Below are 25,025 nucleotides of genomic sequence, written 5' to 3'. Positions count from 1 at the left end.
GGTGGGGTCCTACCAGGTCTACATCCACGTACCCTTCTGCATGCGCCGCTGTGGTTACTGCGATTTCAACACCTACACGGCCCGGGACCTGGGCGGAGGCGCCAGCCGGGAGCACTACGCCGACCTGGCCATCCAGGAAATGCGCCTGGTCCGGGACTGGCAGACCTCCCGAGGGCTGATTGAGCCGCCCGTGTCCACCATCTTCTTCGGCGGAGGTACGCCGACCATTCTGCCCGCCCAGGATCTGGTGCGCATGGTCGAGGCCGTGGCTGACCTCTGGGGTCTGTCCCCAGGGGCCGAGATCACCACCGAGGCCAATCCTGACACCGTGGATCGGGCCTACCTGGAGCAGCTGCTCCGGGGCGGCATCAACCGGGTCTCCTTCGGCATGCAGTCAGCGGTGCCCAGCGTCCTGGCCACCCTGGACCGCACCCATACGCCGGCCAATGTGACCATTGATGTGGCAGCCGCTAAAGATTTGGGGCTCAGGGCCAGCGTGGATCTGATCTACGGGACGCCGGGGGAGCGGCTTGAGGATTGGCGGACCAGCCTGCAGGCGGCCTTGGACCTGGGTGTGGACCATGTCTCCGCCTACGCCCTGACCCTGGAACCCACCACCAAGATGGGCCGTGCCGTGCGCCGGGGTCAACTGCCCGCTCCCGATGACGATGACGAAGCCACCAAGTACGAGATGGCCGACGACATGCTATCCCAGGCAGGCCTTAACTGGTACGAGATCTCCAACTGGGCCCGTCCCGGCCAGGAGAGCCGCCATAACCTGGGCTACTGGCACAACGTGGACTGGGCCGGCATCGGGCCAGGCGCCCACTCCCACTATCGTGCTCTGGAAGACCAGGACACAGGCATGGCACTGGTGGAAGAGGCCCAGAAGTCGGAGCCCATACCTTCCGTCTCGCCCGGGTTCAGGGCCACCGGAAAAGCAGCAGCACAAGAGGCCGATCCTGGGGCACGTTGGTGGCTTTCGCCGGAGCCCGGCCTGGGGGAGCGGCGTGCCCGGGCCATTCGCTCTTGGGACATCGCCCACCCCAGGGACTGGGCAGCCGCCATGGATGACGGACGTGTGCCCTGGCAGGATGCCGAGCTGCTGGGTTGGAGGCAGGACCTGGAGGAGACGGTCATGCTGGCCCTGCGCCTGCCAGAAGGCCTGGGACTGGATCGGCTGACCAGGCAGGCTGGTCGTCCGGCAGACCCGAAAATCCTCAAGGATCTGGTCGACCAGGGCCTCCTGCTGCCCGTGGGCGACAGAATCCAGGTGACCCGCCGGGGTCGCCTGCTCAACGATCTGGTCATCGATCAGGTCCTGGAGGCGGTGGGCATTCGTTAGACACTGCGGAACGTTACATGGATGTCACCTGTGGATGCATTATTCTGTTGATTCACCAATGACCAGGCTCTTCAAGGGCGGAGCATGCCGGCCCCGCCCCCGTCCACGAATGAGGTGATTGCAGTGTCATTCACGGCCCCTCTCGATCTGCACGTCCACGGCCCGCAAGGGCTCTATGACCCTGATACGGAACACGATGCCTGCGGTTTCGGCATGGTGGCCACCCTCAACCGACGGGATGAAAGGCTGATCGTCGAGCAGGGCATCCGTGTCCTGGTCAACCTGGACCACCGAGGAGCCGTGGGAGCCGAGCCCAACACCGGCGATGGGGCCGGCATCATGCTTTCCATGCCCGACGAGTTCATGCGCACCCGCGTCTACCGGGATCTGCCTGAAGCCGGCCATTATCTGGCGGGAATGGTCTTCCTGGACAGGGACCCGGCTCAGGCTGCCAGCCAGGAGGAGGCCATAGCATCGATCGCAGGCCAAGAGGGGCTGCGCGTCCTGGCCTGGCGGTCAGTGCCCACCAATCCTGACGGACTGGGCCTGCAGGCTCTGGCCTCCATGCCCCGCTTCCTCATGCCCATTATGTGTGACGCCGGTCATCAAGGTCGCGGAGGCCTGGATCTGGAGCGGCTGGGCTACCGGGTCCGCAAGCGGGCCGAGCACGAGCTGGGCGTCTATTTCGCCTCCCTGTCCTGCAGGACCATCACCTACAAGGGCATGCTGACCACCAAGCAGCTGCAGGGCTTCTTCCCCGACCTGAGTGATCCGGCCATGAAGGCCCGCCTTGCCATCGTCCACTCCCGTTTCTCCACCAACACTTTCCCCTCCTGGCCTCTGGCCCAGCCTTTCAGGATGATCGCCCACAACGGGGAGATCAACACCATCCAGGGCAACCGCAACTGGATGTCGGCCCGCGAAGGAAAGCTCAGCTCGGAGCTGCTGGGCGACATGGCCCCCCTGCTGCCGGTCAACACCCCTGGAGCCTCAGATTCGGGCACCTTCGACGAGACTCTGGAGTTGCTTCACCTGGCAGGACGGTCCCTGCCCCATGCCGTCTCCATGATGATGCCTCCAGCCTGGCAGCAGGACCCGGACATGGACCCGGACCTGAAGGCCTTCTACGAGTACAACGACACCCTGATCGAGCCCTGGGACGGGCCGGCTGCCATAGTCTTTACCGACGGAACCCTGGTGGGTGCCCAGCTGGACCGCAATGGCCTGCGTCCCGGCCGCTGGCAGCTGACCGATGACGGCCACCTGGTCCTGGCTTCGGAGGCCGGCGTCCTGGAGGACACGCCTCAGGAGTCCATCGTCGCCAAGGGCAGGCTGGAGCCGGGACGCATGTTCCTGGCCGATACCAAAGAGGGCCGGATAGTGCCCGACAGCGAGATCAAGCACCAGCTGGCCGGTCTGCACCCCTACAGGAAGTGGATTGCCGAACGCACCGTCCGCCTGGACGACCTGCCCGAGCGCGAACACGTCAATTACTCGCGAATCTCGGTCCACCGCAGACAGCAGGCCTTCGGCTACACCCGGGAGGATCTGACCATGCTGCTGGGGCCCATGGCCGAAACCGGCAAGGAGCCCATCGGATCCATGGGCAATGACGCACCCATCGCCGTACTCTCACGCCGGTCCCACATGCTCTTCGACTACTTCACACAGAAATTCGCCCAGGTCACCAACCCGCCCCTGGACTGGGAGCGCGAGGAACTGGTGACCAGCATCGCTTCGGCCATCGGCCCCGAGCCCAACCTTTTGGAGGACACCCCCGAGCACGCCTGGAAGATTCACATCGACCTGCCTGTGGTGGACTCCGTCCAGATGGCCCAGATCAAGCGCCTGGATCGGGCGCCGGTCCTGGAAGGCCGCTTCCGCCCCCGTCTGATCCGGGGCCTTTACCAGGTGGCCGGTGGTGGCAAAGCCCTTGAGGAGCGTCTGGAGGCCATCGAGAGGGAGGTGGATCAGGCCATCGAGGAGGGCTGCAATGTCCTTGTCCTCTCCGACCGGGATTCCAACCACATCTGGGGACCCATACCCTCCCTGTTGCTGACCGGGGCCGTCCAGCACCACCTGCTCCGTCAGCACACCCGCACCCAGGTCTCCCTGGCGGTGGAGGCCGGAGATGTGCGCGAGGTCCACCATGTGGCATTGCTGATCGCATACGGCGCCGCCTGCGTCAACCCCTATCTGGCCCTGGAGTCAGTGGAGAACCTGGCCAACAGCGGGGACCTGCACGTGGATGCCAAAAAGGCCTCAAACAACCTTGTCCGGGCCCTGAGCACCGGGGTCCTGAAAATCATGAGCAAGATGGGCGTAAGTACCATCATGTCCTACCGTGGCTCCCAGCTCTTCGAGGCCGTCGGACTGAGCCGTGAGGTCATCGACCGCTGGTTCACCGGCACCACCTCCCTGGTGGGCGGCATAGGCCTGGATGAGATCGCCGCCGAGGTGGCCCAGCGCCATCGGGTGGCCTATCCCATTGAGTGGACCGCAGGCTCCGGGCATGATCTGGAGACAGGCGGCAACTACCACTGGCGCCGCACCGGCGAGGATCACCTGAACGACCCTGAGTCCATCTTCCTGCTCCAGCAGTCCACCAAGCGCGGGGACTACGGACTCTTCAGGGCCTATACCGACCATGTGAACGCGGCGGCCAAGCAGGGCATGACCCTGCGCGGTCTCATGGAGCTGCACTCCGACAGGGCGCCCATACCGCTGAACCAGGTGGAGCCCGCCGAGTCCATCGTCACCCGCTTCTCCACCGGCGCCATGAGCTACGGGTCCATCTCCCAGGAGGCCCATGAGACCATGGCCCTGGCCATGAATCGGCTGGGAGCCCGGTCCAACTCCGGCGAGGGCGGCGAGTCCCCGGACCGAATCGCAGACCCTGCCAGGACCAGCCGCATCAAGCAGGTGGCCTCGGCACGGTTCGGGGTGACCAGCGATTACCTGGTCTCGGCCACGGACCTGCAGATCAAGCTGGCCCAGGGAGCCAAGCCGGGGGAGGGCGGCCACCTTCCCGGAGCCAAGGTTCCACCCTGGATCGCCCAGGTCAGACGCTCCACACCCGGGGTCGAGCTCATCTCGCCCCCGCCCCACCACGACATCTACTCCATCGAGGACCTTAAACAGCTGATCCATGACCTGAAGATGGCCAACCCCCGGGCCCGCATCCACGTCAAGCTGGTTTCCGAGCACGGGGTGGGAACCGTGGCCGCAGGCGTGGCCAAGTGTCATGCCGACGTGGTCCTCATCTCCGGCCAGGACGGCGGCACGGGAGCAGCGCCGCTCAACGCCATCAAGCACGCGGGCACCCCCTGGGAGCTGGGCCTGGCCGAGACCCAGCAGACCCTGGTCATGAACGACCTGCGCTCGCGGATTGTGGTCCAGTGCGACGGAGAGCTCAAGACCGGCCGCGACGTGGTCATAGCCGCCTTGCTGGGGGCCGAGGAGTTCGGTTTCGCCACCACAGCCCTGCAGGTGGAGGGCTGCGTCATGATGCGGGCCTGCCACAAGAACACCTGTCCCCAGGGCATAGCCACCCAGGATCCGGAGCTGCGCTCGCGCTTCACCGGTCGGCCCGAGGATCTGATCAACTTCTTCATGTTCATGGCCCGCCAGGTGCGCGAGATCCTGGCCTCCCTGGGCTTCGCCAGCTTGGAGGAGGCGGTCGGCCACGTGGAGTGCCTGCGCCGGGACCCCTCTGTGCAGACCTGGAAGAGCCAGGGTATCGATCTGGATGCCATCCTGCGCAAGCCGGGCCCCACCCCTGGCACTGTGCTCCACCACACCCAGGCCCAGGACCACGAACTGGACAAGTCCCTGGATATGGACCTGATCAATCGGGCCGTTGATGCCCTGGATGAGGGCCGTCCGGTGGCCATCAAGACAACCGTGCGCAACGTCAACCGCAGCGTGGGCACCATGCTGGGCTACAGAATCACCCGCAAATACGGAGCCGCCGGCCTGCCACAGAACACCGTGGACATCACGCTGACAGGTTCTGCCGGACAGTCCTTGGGCGCCTTCATCCCCAGGGGTGAGACCATCCGGGTGATCGGCGAGGCCAACGACTATGCAGGCAAGGGCCTGTCCGGTGGCCGTCTGATCCTCCACGCTGCCCCGGGCGTTCGCTTCGATCCGCACCAGACCGTCATCTGCGGCAATGTGGCTGGATTTGGTGCCACTTCGGGCGACATGTTCGTGGCTGGACGGGCCGGGGAGCGTTTTGCCGTGCGCAATGGCGGCGGCCGATTCGTGGTCGAGGGCCTGGGCGACCACGGCTGTGAGTACATGACCGGCGGCCTGGTGGTGGTTCTGGGTTCCACTGGTCGCAACTTCGGCGCCGGCTTCTCGGGAGGGGATGTCTACCTGCTGGACATGGATGCCTCCCGGCTCAATCCTGAAGCCTGGAATGACGGCTCCCTGCTGGCCCTGGAGCCAGACCAGGACCAGGCGGCCATGCTCAAGGAACTGATAGCGGAGCATGTCCGGCTGACCGGTTCAAAGGCTGCGGCCTCCCTGTTGGAGGACTGGCCAAGCGCGCTGGCCCGGTTCACCCATCTGGTTCCCCGTCGTTATCTGGCCATGAAGCAGGCCATGGAAGAGGCCGAGCGCGAGCAGGTGGACTTCAACGCGCCCGGCGTCTGGGACGCCACCTACGCCCAGGTCATGGAAGGAGCGCACTGATATGGTCGATTCCAAGGGATTCCTCAAGGTACGCACCCGGCACGAGCTGGCCGAGCGCCCGGTCGCTGAACGCCTGAAGGACTGGCGCGACGTGCACCAGACCACCGGCCCCGGGCCCTGGACCGCCGAGCAGGCCGCCCGCTGCATGGACTGCGGCACCCCCTTCTGCATGACCGGCTGCCCCCTAGGCAACCTGATCCCCGAGTTCAACGACCTGCTGTCCCGGGGCCGCTGGGAGGAGGCCTACGAACGGCTGAGCCTGACCAACAACTTCCCGGAGTTCACCGGACGGATCTGCCCGGCTCCCTGTGAGTCCTCCTGCGTGCTCTCCATCCACCAGCCGGCCACCACCATCAAGCTGGACGAGCAGACCATCATCGACCAGGCCTGGTCCCTGGGTCTGGTCAAGCCCCGGCCTCCGCAGCGGCTGACCGACATGACCGTGGCCGTGGTCGGGTCCGGTCCCGCCGGGCTGGCATGCGCCCAGCAACTGACCCGGGCAGGGCACACGGTGGTGGTCTACGAGCGCGCCGACGCCATAGGCGGCCTCCTTCGTTACGGCATTCCCGCCTTCAAGCTGGAGAAGTCCTTGTTGGACCGTCGGCTGGAGCAGATGGAGGCCGAAGGGACCCGATTCCGCACCGGTATTGAGGTGGGCCGAGACCTGACCTGGGACCAATTGCGGGCCCGTTATGACGCCCTGGTGGTGGCCATCGGTTCCACCGAGCCCCGCCGGGTGGACCTGCCCGGGCGGGATTTGCAGGGCATCCACTACGCCATGGACTTTCTGCCCGATCCCACACGTAAACTCATGGGCCGCGAGCCCATCAACAACATCGACGCGGCCGGCAAGGACGTCATCATCATCGGCGGCGGCGACACCGGGTCGGACTGCCTGGGCACGGCCCTGCGAGAGGGTGCCAAGTCGGTTACCGTCCTGCAGATCCGTCCCAAGGAGCCCTCTTCCAGGCCCGATAACCGGCCCTGGCCGACCTACGCCCGGCTCTACAATCCCACCTCCTCCATGGAGGAGGGTGGACACTACGAGTACGCTGTGGACAGTCTTGAGTACCTGGGCGACAGTTCCGATGACCGGATCAACCTGGACCAGAGCAGTGCCCCTACCGGCTTCGACCGGGACCATGAGGGACGGGTGCGCGGCGTTCGGGTGGTGGACGTCAGCCGGGACGACCAGGACCGAATCGTTCCCCATCCCGATACCGAGCGGGTCCTGTCCGCCGACCTGGTGCTGATCAGCATTGGCTTCGCCCATCCGGAGACGGCCACCCTGACCGGACAGACCGGCATAGGCCTGGACCCTCGCGGCAACGTGGCCCGGGATGCCGACTACGCCACCGACCGCGACGGTATCTTCGTCTGCGGTGATGCCGGACGCGGCCAATCCCTGGTGGTCTGGGCCCTGGCCGAGGGTCGTTCCTGCGCTGCGGCCGTGGATCGGTATCTGACAGGCTCCACCGAGTTGCCCGCCCCCATCCGAGCCGATGAGCGCGCCATGACCCTGCCCGCGGCCGACCGGCGCCCACGCTAATATGAAAAGGAATGGTGCCGATCGAAGGGATGGAGGCAGTGGGATATGACCAACCGCGCTGAACGTAGGGCGCAGGCCAAGCGGAGCCGCCGTGGCGGCAATGATGACCGGAGGATGACGGCCAAGGGCAGGGCCGGAGTGATGGACGAACGGGCCTTGCAGGAGCGCTCCCGTCGGCTGGAGGCTGGCCAGGGAGCCGAGTGGAAGCCCACCGGGCACACCGATGACCTGGTGCAGAAGGATTCCGTGGACCCCAATGACCGCAACCCCCGTCTGCTGAGGGCTCCCAGCGGCGTGCGCCAGTGGCTGCGAATCCTGGTCTGGGCCCTGATCATCTGCTCCGGCCTGGCCTTCCTGGTCTGCATGTGGCTGCCACACGTTCCCATCTGGGCCACCATCGCCATCGCGGCGGTCTTCTGCCTGGGTGTACTGGGGCTCTTCCTGGTCGGCGGCAACCGGGACAACCCCCATCTGGACTCTTATGGAACGGCCCTGTGACCATGAGCGAAAGCGTGGCAGAAAAGCAGGCCGTGCTTATGCAGCACGTGGGATTCCGCCGTCAGGGCCGGGTCATTCTGGACGACGTCAACCTTGAGGTGGGCCGCGGGCAGAAGTGGGTGCTCTTCGGGCCTAACGGCGTGGGCAAATCCACCTTGGTGGCCATGATGAGCACACGAGGCTTTCCCAGCACCGGCAGCGTAGAGATCCTGGGCAACCGGCTGGGCAAGGTGAACGTTTTCTCCTACCGGCATCGGATTGGTCTGGCCTCGGCCGGCCTGGCCAAGACCATCAGCCCTCAGGAGGATCCCTACGACGTGGTGCTGACCGCCTTCAGCGACACCACAGGCCGCTGGAGGGAGACCTTCACGCCCGAGCAGGAGGAGGCCACCCTGGCCCTGATGGACCGGTTCGGCATCGCCTACCTCAAGGGCAAGCGCATGTACCGGCTCTCTGAAGGGGAGCGCGGCCGGGTGCTGATATGCCGGGCGTTGATGGCCAATCCCGATCTGCTCATCCTGGATGAGCCGACCACCGGGCTGGACCTGGGCGGCCGGGAGCTGGTGCTCAGGGCCTTGAGTGACATCGGTCGTGAAGACAAGGACCGCACGGTCATCCTGGTCACCCACCGGCTTGAGGAGATCCCCCTTGGCTTCAATCGGATAGCCATGATGGGTCGGCGTCCTGCCGACACTGCAGACACTGGCGACCCGGATCCGGGCACCATCGTCTACAAGGGCCCCTTGGAGGGCGGGCTGACTGGTCCGCGTCTGAGCGAGCTCTTCGATCTGGACCTGACAGTTGTCCACCGCGACGGACGCTGGGGTGCATTCGCCGTCTGAACGCCACTGCCCGCGGACCCGTTCTGACACGCCCGTATCAGCTCAAGGAATAGCAAATTCGTTCGCCAAGGCACGGGTATAGACTGTGGTGGTTTGTCTGCCCGGGGACCGCGGCAGACCTATATGCGTGAAGGATGTTGACGTGATCAAGATATGGACCCGCTACCTGCGGCCTTACTGGCTCCAGGTGGCCGTTCTGGTGCTCTTTCAGGTGGCGCAGACGGCCTTGAATCTCTACCTGCCCAACCTGCAGGCGGACATCATCGACAAGGGCGTGGCCGTAGGCGACCAGGATGCCATCTACAGGATCGGCTGGGAGATGATGGGCATCACCGCCATCCAAATCGTGGCCAACGTGGTAGCCGTCTACTGCGCCACCCGGCTGGCCATGAGGATGGGCTACGAGCTGCGCAGGGATCTGTTCGCCTCGGTTGAGGGCTTCAGCCTCAACGAGATCGAGCGCTTCTCGGCCGGTTCCCTGATCACACGCACCACCAACGACGTTCAGCAGATGCAGATGACCACCATGCAGACCCTGATGATCATCCTGCAGGCCCCGGTCATGCTGATCGGCGGGCTGGTTTTGGCCCTGCGCCAGGACGGCCCCCTGACCTGGTCCCTTGCGGTCATCGTGCCCCTGATTCTCCTGGTGGCACTGGTGCTCATGGGCAAAATGGGACCCCTGTTCACCCGTCTGCAGAACATGCTGGACTCGGTCAACCGCCTGGTCCGCGAGCAGATCTCCGGGGTGCGGGTCATCCGAGCCTTCGTCCGCGAGAAGACCGAGGCCGCCCGCTTCGACAAGGCCAACCGCGACGTCTACGGTGTCCTGATCTCCACCGGCCGGCTGATGAGCATGATGGTGCCGCTCATGTGGTTCCTGCTGAACATGTCCAATGTGGCCATCATGTGGTTCGGCGGCCGACGCATCGACTCCGGCGCCATGCAGATCGGTGCCCTGCAGGCCTTCATCCAGTACCTGATGATCATCCTGTCAGGCCTGATGATGGCTGCCATGATGTCGGTCATGCTGCCCAGGGCGGCTGTAGCCGCCCGAAGGATCAACGAGGTCCTGGAGGCCACCAGCGAGATTGCCGCTCCCGAGCATCCCTACCGCAACGAGCATCCCCAGGGACTACTGGAGTTCAAGCACGTGGACTTCAGCTACCCGGGCGCCCAGGACCCGGTCCTTTCTGACATCTCCTTCACCGCCCGGCCGGGCACGACCACGGCCATCATCGGGGCCACGGGATCCGGCAAGTCCACCATCATCCGGCTGGCCAACCGTATGTTTGACGTCACCGACGGCCAGGTCCTGGTGGACGGCCACGACGTGCGCGAGTACGACCCCGACCAGCTGGCCCTGATCTTCGGGCCGGTCCCGCAGAAGGCCACCCTCTTCACCGGCACCATCCGTGACAACATGCACTACGGCGATCCCGAGGCCGACGACGACCGCATCTGGGAAGCCCTGCGCATCGCCCAGGCCGAGGACTTCGTGCGGGAGATCCCCGAGGGGCTGGACGCCCGCGTGGCCGAGGGCGGCACCAACTTCTCAGGCGGGCAGAAGCAGCGGCTCTGCATGGCCAGGGCCATCCTGCGCAATCCCCGCATCTACACCTTCGACGACTCCTTCTCTGCACTGGACATGACCACTGACCGTGCCCTGCACGAGGCCCTGGTGCCGGTCACCCGCGAAGCCACCCAGATCGTGGTGGCCCAGAGGGCGGCATCCATCCGCCAGGCCGACCAGATTCTGGTTCTGGACCGAGGCCGCATCGTCGGCCGGGGTACCCACGACCAGCTCATGGAGGACTGCCCAACCTATCAGGAAATCGTCCAATCCCAGGGCGGGCAGGGTCCCGACGTGGAAGAGCTCAGCATTGACGAGGGGAGGGCCGAGTAGATGGCTAAGAACTTGAGCGTAAATACAGGCTCGCAGGCCGTGGGCGGCCGCCGTCACACCGTGGGCCGGCTGGTCCACTATCTGCTGGCCAGCCCCTGGAGGGTCATCGTCATGGTCCTCGCCGGCATGATCGCCGTGGCCATGATCGTCATCGGCCCCAAGGTCATGGGCGAGGCCACCAACGTCCTCTTCGAGGGGCTGCTGGGGTCCATGCTGGTCAAGATGGGCGCCAAGCCCGGCACCCCCAAGCAGGCTGTGGTCACCTACCTGCAGTCCCGCGGCCAGGACAAGTTCGCCCGGATGATCGACTCCATGAACGTCCAGGTGGGCGTGGGCATCGACTGGGGGCGCTTCGGCACCATCCTCATGTTCGTCATCGGCATCTACCTGGTCTCCATCCTGGTCAGGCTGGTGCAGAACTTCCTGATGACACGGCTGGTCTCCGACGCGGTCTATACCATGCGCAGGCAGATCGAGGACAAGCTGGACCGGTTGCCCCTGCAGTACTTCGACCGGACCCCGCGCGGCGAGGTCATGAGCCGGACCACCAATGACATCGACAACATCTCGGGCACCCTGCAGCAGATTTTGGGAGAACTGCTCTTCTCGGTCTTCTCCATCATCGGCGCCTTCATCATGATGCTGACCATCTCGCCCCTGCTGACCCTGATCGCCTTCATCATCATCCCGGTCATGGCCCTGTGCGCGGGCATCATCCTCAAGAAGACCCAGCCCCAGTTCACCAGACAGTGGATTCGCACCGGTCAGGTCAACAGCCACGTGGAGGAGATGTTCTCCGGCCACATGGTGGTTCGGGCCTTCGGCCACCAGCGCAAGGCCGAGGAAGAGTTCGAGGAGCGCAACCAGGAGCTCTACCAGGCCAGCTTCAAGGCCTCCTTCTTCTCTGCCCTGGTCACGCCTATGTCAACCTTCTTCGGCAACCTGAGCTTCGTGATCGTGGTCATCATCGGCGGCGTGCACGTGCTCAACGGCAGCATGAGCCTGGGTGGCCTGCAGGCCTTCACCCAGTACACCCGTCAGGCCTCCCAGCCCATCGGCCAGCTGGCCTCCATGGGCACCATGCTCCAGTCCTCCCTGGCCTCCTGTCGCAGGGTCTTCGACTTCCTGGACGAGGCCGAGGAGGTGCCGGACATCGAGCATCCCGACCATCTGGGACAGGAGACCGGAGGCAAGGTCGAGGGCCATGTCCGTTTCGACCACGTCCGCTTCTCCTACGATCCGGCCGAGCCGCTGATCAAGGACCTGTCCATCGAAGCCAAGCCCGGGCAGACCATAGCCATCGTCGGGCCCACCGGCGCGGGCAAGACCACCCTGGTCAACCTGCTCATGCGCTTCTACGAGATCCAAGGCGGGCGCATCACCATCGACGGTGTGGACACCTCCAGGGTGACCCGTCACGACCTGCGCAGCCACTTCGGCATGGTCCTGCAGGACACCTGGCTATTCGACGGCACTGTTCGCGACAACCTGCTCTACGGGCTGGACGAGGGGCAGACCATCCCAGAGCAGACCATGATCGATGGCGCCAAGGCAACGCACGTGGACGAGTTCATCCGCAAGCTGCCTCAAGGCTACGACACCGTTTTGAATGAGGACAGCAGCGAGCTCAGCCAGGGCGAACGCCAGCTGATGACCATCTGCCGGGCCTTCCTGTCCGACCCGGACATCCTGATTCTGGACGAGGCCACATCCTCGGTGGATACCAGGACCGAGCTACTGGTCCAGCAGGCCATGAACACCCTGCGCAAGGGCAGAACCTCCTTCGTCATCGCCCACCGGCTGTCCACCATCCGCGACGCCGACCTGATCCTGGTGGTCAACCACGGCTCGGTGGTCGAGCAGGGCACCCACGACCAGCTGTTGGAGCGCGGAGGCGCCTATGCCTCCCTCTACAACTCCCAGTTCACCAAGGGCGAGGAGGACTGAGGAGGCATGAGCCTGAGACGCGGTCCGCTGAGCGTAGGGGAGCGGGTCCAGCTGACCGACCGGCGCGGCCGCAAGCTGACGGTCATGCTGGAACCAGGCGGCCTCACCCAGACCGACCACGGTCTCTTGCCGCACGAGGCCATGATCGGTCTGCCCGAGGGGTCCGTGGTGGTGACCATCTCGGCCGACAAGTGGCGCCGGATGCGTCACAAGCAGGATGATGCCGACACCGACACAGGGGAGCATGACAGGGCCAAGCCCTGGAAGTCTTCGCGAGGCATCGGAGGATGGGCTTTCACGGTCATGCGTCCTCGGCTGGAGGACTACATTCTCTCCATGCCTCGCGGCGCCCAGATCATGTACCCCAAGGATGCGGCCAGGGTCATTCTCCTTGGCGACATCCGTCCCGGCATGAGGGTCTTGGAGTCGGGAGCCGGTTCAGGGGCGATGAGCTTGGGTCTTCTGGATGCCATCGGCGCGGAGGGGAAGCTGACCAGCATTGAGCGGCGGGAGGAGTTCGCCCGGGTGGCCATGGGTAATGCCACTGTATTCTTTGGGCAGCGCCCTGTACAGTGGGACCTGCGTACCGGCGACTTCGACACCGTTGCTGCCGACCTGCCCGAGGACGGATTCGACCGTATTGTTCTGGACATGCTGGATCCCTGGAACCGCCTGGAGCAGGCATATCGGGTCATGGCCCCGGGCGGCGTGCTGACCGCCTACGTGACCACCACCACCCAGCTCAGCAGACTTGCCGAGGCCCTGCGCGCAGACGGGCGATGGACCGAGCCAGAAATCATGGAGAGTCTGGAGCGTTCCTGGAAGGCCGACGGTCTAGCGGTCCGACCCGAGCATGAGATGATCGGGCACACCGGCTTCCTCTTGACCAGCAGGGCCATGGCTCCCGGCCAGCAGGCACTACGCAAACATATCCGGGCCACCAAGGACTACCGGACTGACGTGGATCAGGGCCGGCGGCCTGCCAGGATCAGTGGATCCAATCACGAGCATGAGATGCAGGATCTGGAGGATCTCGAGGATCTGGAGCTGCGCCGGGTCTCCGATCGTAAGCTGCGCAAGGTGTTGCGCGACCTGGACCATCAGGTGCGCACCCTGGAAGGCGGCAAGGAGCAGGAAAGCTGATCGCCCATGACCCGCACCTTCAGCCAGCTCTGTCATAATGGAGAAGACGCCTGATAGGAACTCCGGGAAAGGAAGTATGCATGGGTTTGCGAAAAGGTCTGAAGGCCGAGGATCTGCGCAGGTGCAGCCGGACACTCATGCTCATGCGTCATGCCAAGACCGAACGCCAAGGTGCGCAGGGTGATCGCAGTCGTCAGCTGACCGACCGAGGCCAGAAACAGGCCCGAATCATGGGCCGTGGATTGACCGCTTTGGGCCTGGTGCCCGACCGCATCATCTGTTCGGGTGCGCCCCGGGCACGTCAGACCCTGGATGGCATGCTCAAGCCCCTGGGTGACGGGCCGCGGGTCGATTACCGGGAATCCCTCTATGAATCCGGCATGCAGGCGGTCTTCGACGAGCTGGCGCAGTCCGAGGATCGTGACCGCCGGGTCCTCATCCTAGGGCATGAACCCACCATGTCTATCTGCTCACAGTGGCTGGCCGAGGACAACTCCGACCCCGACCTATTGGACCTGCTCAATCTTGGACTGCCGCCGGCCACCATGGTCGTGCTGGGGTCTGAGCGACCATTGACCGACTGGGGAACCCACCAGGCCCGTTTGCTTGGCATTCTGGGCCTCCAGGACCTTGAAGACTGACCGGCATAAGAAGCCGTAGACGATCTTCTATAGGCAGTCTTGGCGACCAATAATGCCCTGGCTGCTGTCATGTCGTTATCGATTCAATTTATGGCGACACCTTATTTGCACCAATTACCCGCCTCCCCCCCGCCGCTGATAGGCTGACCGGAGACATCAGGACGAAACTGGGAGGTTTCATGGCAGCGATTACATCCGTGTCCGGGTTCCCGCGCATCGGTGCGCACCGCGAACTCAAGAGGGCCATCGAGGGCTATTGGAAGGGCGAACGGAATCTGGACGAGGTTCGGCGCACGGCCGCCGACCTGCGGGCCAGGCACTGGCAGCTTCAGCAGGAGGCCGGCGTCGACCTGATTCCCGTCAATGATTTCAGCTACTACGACCAGATCTTGGATACGTCCATCCTTCTGGGCGTCGTGCCCGAGCGCTATCGGAAGTTGGGCCTGGGCCCCGAGGACACCCTCTTCGCCATGGGCCGTGGTTACCAGGGGGAGCAGGGTGACGTGACCGCCCTGCCCATGAAGAAGTGGTTCACCACGAATTACCACTATCTGGTTCCCGAGATCGATCAGGACACCAAAATCGCCCTGGAAGGCGACAAACCATTCAAGGAGTACCAGGAGGCGCGCGAGCAGGGCATCGCCGCCAAGCCGGTGCTGATCGGCCCCTACACCTTCCTCAAGCTGGCGCGCGGTCCCCAGGGTGAGCTGCTGGATCCTGACCCGGCGCTGGTCCAGGACCTGGCCAAGGCCTATGCGACCATACTGGAGCGGTTCATCGGCCTGGGCGCCGACTGGGTACAGCTGGACGAGCCTTATCTGGTCCTGGACAAGGAGCCTGGCGACCAGGACCTCTTCGATACCCTCTACCAGCCCATTCTCAAGGCCCGCCAAAGTGACCAGGGTAAGGTCCGTATTCTGCTCAACACCTACTTCGGCCATGTGGGCGACTGCTATGACCAACTGACTGACCTGGGCTTCGACGGGATCGGCTTGGATCTGGTCGAGGGCCGGGATGAGAATCTGGCGGCCCTCAAGGAGCACGGCGTGCCCGAGGGAACCACCATCTTCGCCGGCCTGGTCAACGGCCGCAACATCTGGCGCAACGACTATGCAGTCAGCCTGGGACTCCTGGATGCCCTGCACCAGGTGACCCCGAATGTGGTGGTGTCCACCGCATGTTCCCTCCTGCACGTGCCCTACACGGTGGCCGACGAGGATGGGCTGGATGCCAACACCGTGCGGCCCCACTTCGCCTTCGCCCTGGAGAAGCTGGGCGAGCTGCACGACCTGGCCCGGCTGGCCGATGCCGACGAGGACCAGCGCCGCTCCAGCAAGGCCCTTGCCGACAACCAGAAGCTCTTCGACGGCAGCCGCGTTCAGCCCGACTCCCAGGTGCAGCAGCGCCTGGCCGGCCTTAAGGACGAGGACTTTGTGCGTACCCCGGCCCGGCCCGAACGCCAGAAAGTCCAGGCCCAGGAGCTGGGTCTGCCCCTGCTGCCGACCACCACCATCGGCTCCTTCCCCCAGACCGCCGAAGTCCGCGCCGAGCGTGCCCGCCTGCGCAAGAAGGAGATCAGCCAGGAGGACTACGACGACTTCATCGCCCGCAAGATCGACCAGGTCATCGACCACCAGGAGCAGATCGGCCTGGATGTGCTGGTCCACGGCGAGTTCGAGCGCAACGACATGGTCGAGTACTTCGGTCAGAACCTCAAGGGCTACCTCTTTACCCGGAATGCCTGGGTCCAGTCCTATGGCACCCGCTGCGTCAAGCCTCCCATCGTCTGGGGGGATATCTCCCGCGCCCGGCCCATCACCGTCCGCTGGTCCTCATATGCCCAGTCCCGCACCAAGCATGTGGTCAAGGGGATGCTGACCGGTCCGGTGACCATTCTCAACTGGTCCTGGCCCCGCGAGGACATCGATCACAAGCAGCAGACCCGCCAGCTGGCCTTGGCCATCCGTGACGAGGTCCTGGACCTGGAGGCCGCGGGCATCCGGATCATCCAGATTGACGAGGCCGCCCTGCGCGAGAAGCTGCCGCTGCGGCGCTCCGACTGGCACAGCCGATACCTGGACTGGGCCATCCCCGCCTTCCGGCTGGTGCATTCCGGGGTCAAACCCACTACCCAAATTCACACCCACATGTGCTACTCGGAGTTCAACGACATCATCAAGGACATTGATGCCATGGACGCCGATGTAATCTCCTTCGAAGCCTCCCGCTCCGACCTGACCGTTCTGGATGCCATCCAGGAGGCCAGGTTCGAGACCGAGGCAGGCCCCGGAGTCTACGACATCCACTCGCCGCGCATCCCCTCCACCGAGGAGATCGTGGACCGGATCCATGCCATCCTGAAGAAGCTGGACGCGGCCAAGGTCTGGATCAATCCCGACTGCGGGTTGAAGACCCGAGGCGACAAGGAGACCTGGCCCAGCCTGGAGCACATGGTGGCCGCCGCCCATCAGGTGCGTGCGAAACTATCGTCCAGTCAGGAGTCGGATCATGCATGAGCCTATCTTTTCCCTGGAGGTCTTTCCCCCTAAGCGTGATGCCCCGGTGGGCACCATCTACGACACTCTGGATGGGCTTGAAGGGTTGATGCCCGACTTCATCTCGGTGACCTACGGAACCGGACGACGCTCAGACCGCACGGCCACGGCCCGCATAGCCAAGACCATCCATACCGAGTACGGCATCCCTGCCGTGGCGCACTTGACGGCCCAGTATGCGGACCGCGAGGTGATCGACCAGGCCCTGGACATGTTCGACGACGCCGGGGTGGCAGCGGTGCTGGCCCTGCGCGGCGACAGCGTGGAGGGCCGTGAGCCCGCCGGAGTCTTCGACCATGCCAGCGACCTTGCCGCCTACATCCGGGCGCGTCGGCCCAACCTGTCGATATACGGAGCCTGTTATCCGGAGACCCATCCGGAGGCCGCCTCGCCCGAGGAGGACATTGAGAATCTGAAAATCAAGGTGGATTCCGGTGTGGACCACCTGGTTTCTCAGCTCTTCTACGACAACGCCGATTTTCTGGACTTTCTGGACCGGGCCCGGGCAGCCGGCATCCAGGTGCCCATCGAGGCCGGCATCATGCCCATCACCAACGAGGGCCAGGTCCGGCACATGAGCGAGGTCTGCAAGGCGCGGATCCCGGCGGCTGTCGAGTCCATCCTGGAGCGCTGGGGCGACGACCGGGCCAGCCTGCGCGAGGCGGGCATCATCTACGCCTCTCAACAGATTGCCGACCTGGTGGCTCATGGGGTGGACGGCATCCATCTCTATTCCATGAACCACTCAGGGGTCACCAGGCGCATCTGGCACAACGTCCGTCACCTCTTCCATCAGGTGGGTGCCAAGGAGGAGGCGGTCAGCAGCCAAAAATAATTGCATAGGAGCGGGGGAGGCCCCGCATCGATGACGGCAAAAGCGTGATCGCCAGCCTTCAGCGACGCTTTTGGCCCTGATTGTCGGTGCGGGGCCTCAGCCATGGCCAGACCTTGAGTGCAGCCCTGTTCAGCGTCGGTATCATGCCAATCAACAGACCGAGGATCATCCCTCCTATGGTCAACCAGGAGGCCAGGTCATGTCCAAGCAGAATCATGACTACCACAAGGCCGGGGCCGATCAAGGATAGGACCGGTATCCAGCGTTGCTGAGAATCGGTCATTCTGTCGTTTCTCTTCGGCAGAAGTCCATAGATCAGTCCTATCGCCAGCCCTATCAGGGCGCACACGATTGTCAGGAGGGTATCGGTCAAGTGCATTCTAGGGTTCCTTCTTTCATGATTGCTCGGGCGAGGCCTTTCTGGTGCCGCGCAGGGCGTGGACGCGGGCGTTGGCTCTGGCCATGGCATCCAGCTGCTCCTGGTCCTGTATGACATCCTCGGGATCAATGCCTGAAATCAACGCTATTACAGTTTCATAAGATGTCTTGGCCGTAGGAAGGACTCCTACCAGACGTCCCTGGCGCATGACTGCTATGCGGTCAGAAACCGCGAAAACGTCCGGCAGATCGTGACAGACCATCAGGATGCTGCGGCCCTCGGAACGCATGCGCTTGATGTAGTTGAGCACCTCGGCGGACTGCATGACGGATAAGGAGGCCGTCGGTTCGTCCAGCAGGATCAGCTCGGGATCGTCCAGCAGAGTCCTTGCGATTGATACGGTCTGTTTTTGTCCCAAAGACAAGGTAGCCATGGGTTGTCCCACGCGGATGGGGGAGGACAGCGACTGGAGGACCTGACGGGTGCGCCGACGCATGGCTTCGTCATCACGGCGATGGTGACGATCGCGCAGCTCCTTGCCCAGGAAGAGGTTGGAGGAGACATCCAGGTTGTCGCAGAAGTCCTGCCCTTGGAAGACGGCTGCAATGCCCAACTGGTTGGCGACTCTGATCGAGGGAATGCTGGTCCGTCGGCCCTTCCAGAGCAGCGTACCCTGATCGGGTCGGATCAAGCCGGATAAAATCCTGACCAGTGTGGACTTGCCCGCTCCATTGTCGCCCACAACGGCGAGCACTTCGTGCTGACGAATATCCAGGTTTATATGTTTGAGGGCCTCAACGAACCCGAACCTGATGCAGAGGTCTTCCATCTGCATCAAGACAGAGGTTTCATGCAATCCAGGTCACCTCCTCTACGATGATCGACCTGCGGATTTGGTGGACACATCAATGTGTTCGTTGACGCTATCGACAGCCATCATAGCCGCCCCCAGAGCGGAACCGGTAATCGGATAGCGGGCAGGGAGAACCTCCATGGGAACCATGGCATCAGGGAAAAGCATGCGCTGGAGAGTCTCCTGGAGGGGTTCCAGAAAGACCTCTTCGGTTGTACTCAGGATGCCTCCCAGGACCACCACTTCGGGATCCACGGCGTTGCAAAGATCGGCTACTACATTGCCGATGCGGATGGCCGCATCTCCTACAATCCGTCTGCAGCCCGGGTCCCCCTTGCCGGCATTGGCCACCAGATCCTCCAGGGTCATGTTCCCGTGGGTCACGCTGAGCAAGGAGACCAGGCGGCTCTCATCGACCACCGTATTCAGGCACCCGCGGTTGCCGCAGATGCAGATATCGCCTAGGGGATCAACCTGAACATGGCCTATCTCGCCGGCAAGCCCGGTGGTGCCCCGCCATACCTCGCCGTTGATGACGATTCCCGCGCCCACACCGTCGTTGGCGTGGATGTAAACGAAGTTTCGTCTGCCGACTGCTGCTCCCATTCTCAGCTCGGCCATAGCCGAGAAGTTGGCATCGTTGTCCACTTGGACCGGCACCTGGAAAGCCTCGTGGAAGGTGCCTATCAAATCCTCCTTGTCCCAGCCTCGCAGGATGCCGGGAATGGCCAGCCGGTGAGTTCTGCAGTCCACTGGGGCCCCCATGGCCAAGCCCAGACCGACAAGCTCGTCCGATTGGGCACCGATGGAGGTCAACGTTTCCTTGATCAGGATCATGGCCCGTTCCAGGGTGGTGTCCGGTTTGTGCTGGCGTGGCAGAGCCATATCATGCTCTGCCAGGATGGCATGGCTGGCGTCGACCACTTCTAGCCGCATCTCGTGACGGCCGATGTAGAGCCCGACTCCAAGGCCCTTGCGGCGGGCCAGCATGACCAGGGTGGCGCGACGGCCGTTTCTGGTGGTTGAGGATGTCTCCAGAAGTCCCTGATCGCCCATCAGACGTACCAGGTTGGATACAGTTGCTGTTGAAAGCCCGGTATTTTCAGCCAATTCGATCTGGGTCATGGCGCCGAATCTTCGGATCGTATCCAGCAGTAGTGCACGGTTGGCCTCACGCAATGAGGACTGTGAACCGAACAATCGATGTGCCATAGGTTCCAGTGTAGCCAAGATCGTGGCTTGCCCCCGCCAATAGCTGCCCTTTCGCCGATGGCAGTGAACGATTCGAGTGAATTATTAAATTCATATACAAAACAGACAATCGGAAAATGTGCTTTATTGAGTTGATAAAGTTAACACAATTGGGTATGCTGACCACTGGGCCTGCAATGAAGGGGCCCAGGCAGACGGAGATGCCTGCCAGAGAATTCAAGGATGAAGGAGTCTTCATGAAGATGATGCAACGTGCCATGGCGGCGGCCATTGGCGTCGCCATGCTGACCGGACTGGGCGCCTGTGGAGGATCACGTGCCTCCAGTTCCTCCCAGGAGGGAGGGGCGATCAGCAAAGGCGCCACCATCGGTGTGTCCATGCCGACCAAGTCCGAGGAGCGTTGGAACAAGGACGGCAACAACCTCAAGAGCAAACTGGAGAAGGCAGGCTACAAGGTAGTGCTCTCCTTTGCGGACGACAAGCCCGCCCAGCAAAACGCCGACATCGAGAACATGGTCAACAAGGGCGCCAAGATCGTGGTGGTGGCCTCCAAGGACGGCACCGCCGTAGGACCGGCTGTCGAGAAGGCCAAGGATGCCGGGGCCAAGGTCATCGCCTATGACCGGCTGATCATGAACACCAAGGCCGTTGATTACTATGCGACTTTCCAGCTTGAGCGCACCGGCGTGCTGGAGGCCAACTGGCTGATTGACCAGCTGGGGCTCAAAAACGGAGCCAAGGGTCCATTCAACATTGAGCTCTTTACCGGTTCTCCCGACGACAACAACGCCAAGTACTTCTTCAAGGGGGCCTGGGAGCTGCTGCAGCCTTACTTCCAGTCAGGCGTTCTGGTCAGCCCCTCCCAGCATGGCGGCGGTGTGACCAAGGACTTCAAGCTCTCCGACTGGCAGAAGATCTCGGTGCAGTCCTGGAAGACCGAACAGGCCCAGAAGGACATGGAGTCCATCCTCGATTCCACCTACTCCCACGGCGAGCGGCTGGATGCGGTGCTGAGCCCCTATGACGGCATCAGCCAGGGAGTCATCAACGCCATCCAGTCCAAGAGGCCCGACATCCAGCCCAATACCGACAGCTGGCCCAAGATCACCGGGCAGGACGCCATGGAGATCTCCGTGGCCAACATCTCCAAGGGACTGCAGGGCCAGACCGTCTTCAAGGACGTCAACAAGCTGGCCCAGGCCGTCTACGACATGATTATTGAAATCGCCCAAGGCAAGAAGGTCACCGGTATCAACGGCACCTTTGACAACAACAGCATCAAGGTGCCTTCGAAGCTGCTGGACCCCAAGGCCATCACCAAGGACAATTTGACCGATCTGGTCAAGGCGAAATACCTGACCCAGGACCGATTCGATCAGCTGACCAAGTGAGGTTGGCATCACAGTCGCGCCCGACCGTCCCCCTTCCGGTCAAGGGGAGGGACGGTCGGCGCACAGGAGGTGAAAGTATGTCCGACGAGGACATCTTGTTGCGAATGCAGGGAATCACCAAGACCTTCGGTCCGGTAAAGGCCCTGTCCAATGTCGACATGGACGTACGCAAGGGCGAAATCCATGCCATCTGTGGGGAAAACGGGGCCGGTAAGTCCACCCTGATGAATGTGCTGTCCGGGGTCTATCCACACGGCAGCTATACCGGCGAAATCCTGTTCGATGGCAAGCCCTGTCGCTACCGGACCATCAATGATTCGGAGGACGACGGCATCGTCATCATCCATCAGGAGCTGGCGCTGAGCCCTTTCCTGTCCATTGCGGAGAACATCTTCCTAGGCAATGAGCAGGCCCACAATGGCGTAATGGACTGGGACACCACCAGGGCCAAGGCTTCGCGTCTGTTGGAGCGTGTAGGGCTGAACGAGAATCCCGACACCAGGGTCATGGATCTTGGAGTGGGCAAGCAGCAGCTGGTGGAGATCGCCAAGGCGCTGTCCAAGCATGTCAGGCTACTTATTCTGGATGAGCCCACAGCCGCCTTGAACGACGATGATTCCGATCATCTGCTGGACCTGGTCAGGCAGCTGCGTGACGAGCAGGGAGTGACCAGCATCCTCATCACCCACAAGCTGGGTGAGGTGGGGCAGATTGCGGATGGGGTGACCATTCTACGGGATGGCTCCACGGTGGGTGGTATGCGAATCGACGCGGACCACCCTCTGGATCAGGATCTGCTCATCCAGAAGATGGTCGGCCGCGAGCTGACCAACCTTTATCCAGAGCACGTGCCACACATCGGCAAGGAGGTGCTCAAGGTAAGCGACTGGACTGTCCATCACCCGCAGGATCCCTCCCGCACCGTGGTCGATCATGCCAATCTGGTGGTTCACCAGGGTGAGATCGTCGGACTGGCGGGACTCATGGGTGCGGGCCGCACCGAGATGGCCATGAGCATCTTCGGGCGGTCCTACGGCAGCCACATCAGCGGCAGGATCGAGATACATGGCCGTCAGGTCGAGCTGCCGAACGTCCAGTCGGCCATCGATTCGGGCTTGGCCTACGCCACTGAGGACCGCAAGGTCTTCGGACTCAACCTGCTTCAGAACATCAGGGAAAACGCCTCCATGGCCTCGCTCAAGAAAATGAGCAGTCATGGAGTCATGAACGAGAACCTTGAGAGGGCACGGGTGGAGGAGTACCGCAAGGACTTCAACATCAAGTGCAGCAACATCGATGTACCCGTCTCCACCCTTTCCGGCGGCAACCAGCAAAAGGTCGTGCTGGCCAAGTGGGTGATTTCGGATCCTGATGTGCTCATCCTGGACGAGCCCACCCGAGGCATTGATGTGGGAGCCAAGTACGAGATCTACGAGATCATCGACCGGCTGGTCGACCAGGGCAAGGCTGTGGTGGTCATCTCCTCGGAATTGCCAGAGCTGATCGGCATCTGTGACCGTATTTATACGGTCAGCCAGGGGGTCATCACCAACGACGTGGAGCGCCGGGACTTCTCACAGGAATATCTGATGAAGGGCATGACCCAGGAAAAGAAGGGAGTGGCAGCCAGATGAGCTCGCCCAACAGCAACAAGAGCACCGCCCAGGCGGTGGAACAAGAACAGGCAGGACCTGGCATTCTGGCCTCCCTGGCCAGCAACGCCCGGCAGTATGGCATCGTCGGCGCCCTGGTGGTCATCGTGGTCGTCTTCGAAATACTGACCAAGGGGGTGCTGCTCAAGCCCAACAGCTTCGTCTCGCTGATCCAGCAGAACGCCTACGTGATCATCCTGGCCATCGGCATGGTCATGGTCATCATCGCCACCCACATTGATCTGTCGGTGGGCTCTCTGGTGGCCTTCATCGGAGGCGTGTGCGCCATCCTTATGGAGCATATGGGGGTCAACTGGATCGTGGCCATCGGCCTGTCCCTGATAGTGGGTCTGCTGATCGGCATCTGGCAGGGATTCTGGGTCGCCGTCATCGGCATTCCAGGATTCATCACCACCCTGGCCGGCATGCTGATCTTCCGTGGTCTGGCCACAGTCATCGTCGGTGAGTCCGTGCCCATTACCTCCGCGCAGTTCAGAGGGATCGCCCGCGACTACCTGCCCAACATCCTGGGATGGTGGGGGCCCTTCGACGGCCTGACCGTGGTGCTGGGCCTGATCTGCATCCTGGCATACGCCTGGTCGCAGATTGCCCGTCGTCGTAAGACCCTGGCTGTAGGTCTGGTTCCCGAGCCCAAGGCCTTGATGACCGGCAAGATCATCGTGGCCGCAGTCGTCATCCTCTTCGTGACCTACCTGCTGGCCTCCTCCGGTAATGAGAACCAGGGCGGAACGCCCATAATGCTGGTCATCGTGGCCGTATTGGTCCTGATCTACAACTTCATCCTCACCAGGACCGTCTTCGGCCGGCATGTCTACGCAGTGGGCGGCAACCGCAAGGCTGCCGTGCTCTCGGGCATCAACGCCAAACGGGTGGACTTCACGCTATTCGTCCACATGGGCTTCCTGTCCGCTGTGGCGGCCATCTGCATGCTTTCACGACTGGCCTCGGCCACTGCCCAGGCTGGCATGGAGTTTGAAATGGACGCCATCGCATCCTGCTTCATCGGTGGCACGGCTGTCACCGGCGGCATCGGGACCATTCCCGGGGCTGTCGTCGGAGCCTTCGTCATGGGCGTGATCAACCAGGGGCTGTCCATCATGGGCGTGGACACGGCCATCGTCAAGACCATCAAGGGGCTGGTGCTCCTCCTGGCCGTGGCCATTGACGTCATGTCCAAGCGCCGCAAGAGCTAACCAATTATTGGCATGAGGGACGGGCGCTTTCCGTCGCCCCTCATGCCAATCAACTATCTTCGGAACATAGATAAAAAGGAGCACAACCGTGCGTATCACCGGCAAGGCTCGTTCTCGGATGTATGGTCTGACTGCTGCGGCCTGCGCCATCTGGCTGGTCCAATCTCTGGCTGAGGCTGTGCGGGACGGCAGCCTGCTGACATGGCCTACACTGATTTTCTCCGTCTGCTTAGCTGTGGTCACCGTATACTGTGCCGTCTGCGCCTTCCGGGAGGGCCGCAAGGGCTGACGACCCGTCACCCCTATAATGCCTGTACCGGTTCCGCAGACATCAGAGCCGTTGCGGGCCTGAGGAAAGGCAGGGG

The 25,025-nt window shown here is 62.9% G+C and carries 18 protein-coding genes; 15 read left to right on the top strand and 3 right to left on the bottom strand.

The window, feature by feature from the left end; translation table 11 throughout:
* Position 1: 1 nt before the first annotated feature.
* From hemW to metF, 11 genes are all read left to right on the top strand, one after another.
* Positions 2 to 1,345: a radical SAM family heme chaperone HemW gene (hemW, locus tag AACP62_RS07675; protein ID WP_339347514.1), complete on the top strand. Its 1,344-nt coding sequence runs from the start codon at positions 2 to 4 to the stop codon at positions 1,343 to 1,345.
* A gap of 123 nt (positions 1,346 to 1,468) precedes the next feature.
* A complete protein-coding gene (gltB, locus tag AACP62_RS07670) occupies positions 1,469 to 6,043 on the top strand; it encodes a glutamate synthase large subunit (RefSeq protein ID WP_339347512.1) in 4,575 nt (1,524 codons plus the stop codon).
* A 1-nt stretch (position 6,044) separates the two neighbouring features.
* Positions 6,045 to 7,592: a glutamate synthase subunit beta gene (locus AACP62_RS07665; protein ID WP_339347510.1), complete on the top strand. Its 1,548-nt coding sequence runs from the start codon at positions 6,045 to 6,047 to the stop codon at positions 7,590 to 7,592.
* 45 nt (positions 7,593 to 7,637) lie between these two features.
* Positions 7,638 to 8,090, top strand: a complete 453-nt coding sequence (locus AACP62_RS07660) for a tripartite tricarboxylate transporter TctB family protein (protein WP_339347508.1) — start codon at positions 7,638 to 7,640, stop codon at positions 8,088 to 8,090.
* Between the two features lie 2 nt (positions 8,091 to 8,092).
* Positions 8,093 to 8,932 (top strand): ABC transporter ATP-binding protein, encoded by an 840-nt coding sequence (locus tag AACP62_RS07655; protein ID WP_339347537.1) that lies wholly within the window; start codon positions 8,093 to 8,095, stop codon positions 8,930 to 8,932.
* A gap of 142 nt (positions 8,933 to 9,074) precedes the next feature.
* Entirely contained in the window at positions 9,075 to 10,838 is a 1,764-nt protein-coding gene (locus AACP62_RS07650) for an ABC transporter ATP-binding protein (protein WP_339347506.1), read from the top strand.
* Positions 10,839 to 12,785, top strand: coding sequence for an ABC transporter ATP-binding protein (locus AACP62_RS07645; protein WP_339347504.1), 1,947 nt, complete (start codon positions 10,839 to 10,841; stop codon positions 12,783 to 12,785).
* 12 nt (positions 12,786 to 12,797) lie between these two features.
* Positions 12,798 to 13,928, top strand: coding sequence for a tRNA (adenine-N1)-methyltransferase (locus AACP62_RS07640; protein ID WP_425332930.1), 1,131 nt, complete (start codon positions 12,798 to 12,800; stop codon positions 13,926 to 13,928).
* Between the two features lie 80 nt (positions 13,929 to 14,008).
* Positions 14,009 to 14,569 carry a SixA phosphatase family protein gene (locus AACP62_RS07635; RefSeq protein WP_339347500.1) on the top strand — a complete coding sequence of 187 codons (561 nt, stop codon included), beginning with the start codon at positions 14,009 to 14,011 and terminating at the stop codon, positions 14,567 to 14,569.
* A gap of 179 nt (positions 14,570 to 14,748) precedes the next feature.
* On the top strand, positions 14,749 to 17,085 hold the full coding sequence (gene metE / locus AACP62_RS07630) for a 5-methyltetrahydropteroyltriglutamate--homocysteine S-methyltransferase (protein ID WP_339347498.1): 2,337 nt from the start codon (positions 14,749 to 14,751) through the stop codon (positions 17,083 to 17,085).
* Positions 17,078 to 17,959, top strand: coding sequence for a methylenetetrahydrofolate reductase [NAD(P)H] (gene metF, locus AACP62_RS07625; protein WP_339347496.1), 882 nt, complete (start codon positions 17,078 to 17,080; stop codon positions 17,957 to 17,959). Before metE ends, metF begins: the two co-directional genes overlap by 8 nt.
* 58 nt (positions 17,960 to 18,017) lie before the next feature.
* Here metF and AACP62_RS07620 read toward each other — a convergent pair whose 3' ends face one another.
* From AACP62_RS07620 to AACP62_RS07610, 3 genes are read right to left on the bottom strand one after another with little or no spacing between them, the layout of a single operon-like run.
* Positions 18,018 to 18,338: a hypothetical protein gene (locus AACP62_RS07620; RefSeq protein ID WP_339347495.1), complete on the bottom strand. Its 321-nt coding sequence runs from the start codon at positions 18,336 to 18,338 to the stop codon at positions 18,018 to 18,020.
* Positions 18,339 to 18,354: 16 nt separating this feature from the next.
* On the bottom strand, positions 18,355 to 19,173 hold the full coding sequence (locus tag AACP62_RS07615; RefSeq protein ID WP_339347493.1) for an ATP-binding cassette domain-containing protein: 819 nt from the start codon (positions 19,171 to 19,173) through the stop codon (positions 18,355 to 18,357).
* Positions 19,174 to 19,209: 36 nt separating this feature from the next.
* Complete coding sequence (locus AACP62_RS07610; RefSeq protein WP_339347491.1) at positions 19,210 to 20,403, bottom strand: ROK family transcriptional regulator; 1,194 nt, start codon at positions 20,401 to 20,403, stop codon at positions 19,210 to 19,212.
* Positions 20,404 to 20,639: 236 nt separating this feature from the next.
* On the opposite strand from AACP62_RS07610, the gene AACP62_RS07605 reads away from it, so the two are divergent.
* From AACP62_RS07605 to AACP62_RS07590, 4 genes are all read left to right on the top strand, one after another.
* Entirely contained in the window at positions 20,640 to 21,794 is a 1,155-nt protein-coding gene (locus tag AACP62_RS07605) for a substrate-binding domain-containing protein (RefSeq protein ID WP_198184202.1), read from the top strand.
* Between the two features lie 77 nt (positions 21,795 to 21,871).
* On the top strand, positions 21,872 to 23,428 hold the full coding sequence (locus tag AACP62_RS07600; RefSeq protein ID WP_198219904.1) for a sugar ABC transporter ATP-binding protein: 1,557 nt from the start codon (positions 21,872 to 21,874) through the stop codon (positions 23,426 to 23,428).
* Positions 23,425 to 24,660 (top strand): multiple monosaccharide ABC transporter permease, encoded by a 1,236-nt coding sequence (gene mmsB / locus AACP62_RS07595; protein WP_024627987.1) that lies wholly within the window; start codon positions 23,425 to 23,427, stop codon positions 24,658 to 24,660. Before AACP62_RS07600 ends, mmsB begins: the two co-directional genes overlap by 4 nt.
* An 88-nt stretch (positions 24,661 to 24,748) precedes the next feature.
* Positions 24,749 to 24,949 carry a hypothetical protein gene (locus AACP62_RS07590; protein WP_024627988.1) on the top strand — a complete coding sequence of 67 codons (201 nt, stop codon included), beginning with the start codon at positions 24,749 to 24,751 and terminating at the stop codon, positions 24,947 to 24,949.
* Positions 24,950 to 25,025 lie beyond the last annotated feature (76 nt).

Source organism: Bifidobacterium apis, from assembly GCF_036986835.1.
Classification (GTDB): domain Bacteria; phylum Actinomycetota; class Actinomycetes; order Actinomycetales; family Bifidobacteriaceae; genus Bombiscardovia; species Bombiscardovia apis_A.
This window is presented reverse-complemented; position numbering and strand designations above follow the sequence as displayed.